Annotated in this window: 1 protein-coding gene; it reads right to left on the reverse strand. The window is 45.2% G+C overall.

Annotated elements, in window-relative coordinates; all coding sequences use genetic code 11:
* Positions 1-1,752: RHS repeat domain-containing protein (locus tag ACFSTE_RS12170; RefSeq protein WP_378298162.1), on the reverse strand; the 1,752-nt coding region annotated here is incomplete at both ends.

The raw sequence follows: 1,752 nt of genomic DNA on the forward strand, positions 1-1,752 counted from the left end.
ATATAAGGTTGTCTTGTTCTCCGGCAGGACCCGCTTACCAATACGGTTCCCTAGTCCATCATAATAGAAAGACACCTCTGTACCATTGCTCTTATGAATCTTCTTTACTTTACCATCTACCCGCCATTCGATATTGCGAATCCCTTCCTGCTTGTCTTCTATCAATTGACCTATCGCATCATAACTGTAATTCCCGGGATTCTGATCCGACAAATCATTAAATGTACTCCCTGCTATAGCATCGTCTACATGGCTTAACTGATTCGAACGCACTTGCTGCCCTGTCTCCGGATCAGTAACTGTCTTATAGGTATATTGCAAGGCGTCCATATCCACAACCGATCCCTGACTGTTGACTGTAGCCCGATGCAACTGCTGTAAGTTCCCATTCTTATCATAGCTATAACTACTGTGGTATGAAGGTGTTACTGTCATCCCGGTCAGCTGTGATCCCTGCATCTTCTTGATACGGTTTAACTGATCATATTCATAGTGATTGATCTGGGTGGACAGCATCGATTCATTGTTGTCTATCAGACTGGTGACCATCTGCTTGATATTCCCGTTGTACAAATTCTTAGTACTCTCTAATCCGGGACTGTTACTGTATACAAAAGAGCTCCCTGTAGTAGTACCGATCGATTGATAATCTCCTTCATAATAACTTAAGGAATATCCCAGGGCATCTTTAGCCACATCAGAAGTGGAAGATCCATCTCCTCCCATATCTGCCGTCGGGTCTAAGGACTCTCCATTAACGCCTTTTAACCAGCCCTGAAGGGTATAGGCGTAATCAAGACCCTGTACCTGCCTGGATCCTAGTACTGTTCTGGCTAAAGGTCCGTGTGAAAAATATGCATACCGGGCATCCTCCTCCCATATACGGCCGTTATCTGAGGTCGATACTCCTACAATACGGTTGTCTGCATCATAGCGATACTGATGGATAAACTGATCCGCCTTCCCTTTTTGATAGGTTACCCTATGAACATTACCACTGATCAGATCGTATTCGTATTGGGTACGCTTCATCCCTGAGGTAGGATCATCCAGGGTCAATGCCATCTGTTTATCGTGCTGCACCAGCTCTTTAACATTCCCATGGATGTCATAGTGATAGAAAATCGCATGGTCGTATTGTCGCTCTAAGGTCGTACTGCTATACTGATCATAGTAATAAATTCCTGCCACCCGGTTGCGGGTCGTACTCCGATAGGTCGACTGATCTGATACCGTCTCAAAAATCTCCGCCGCTCCTATCGAAAGATCGTTATAACGGGTACGGGTGACCTCTACCCGATCTCTGGAAATATTCTGAGGGTACTGATCTTCTACCCGGGTCGATACCACATTGCCCGTAGCTGTATAAACCAGTGTACCTGTCTTTTCCCGGATAGAAATCCCAACGGTTGGAGTAAGTGCTCCTGCCTCTACAATCCGACCCAAAGCATCATAAGTGGTATAACTAAATTGATTGGCGGCTACCTGATTGGCATTCTGTGAAGCGATAATTCTTCCCAGCTCATCATAGGCAAAACGGGTAATCCCTCCATCAGGAGTTTTCTGCCATACCAGTTGATTCAGAGAATTATATCGGTATTTGGTCAATAGCTCATGTGCTGGTAATAAACTACTATTCTCCCGGGCGATATCATTAGTTCGATGCTGATTGATACGGCTATTAAGGGATTCCCCGGAAGCATCTGATGCCTGTAATTCTGTATCCGTAAAACGATCAACTCCCTCCGGAGG

Origin of the sequence: Aquimarina hainanensis (assembly GCF_042684685.1) — a bacterium.
GTDB classification, from domain to species: Bacteria; Bacteroidota; Bacteroidia; order Flavobacteriales; family Flavobacteriaceae; genus Aquimarina; species Aquimarina hainanensis.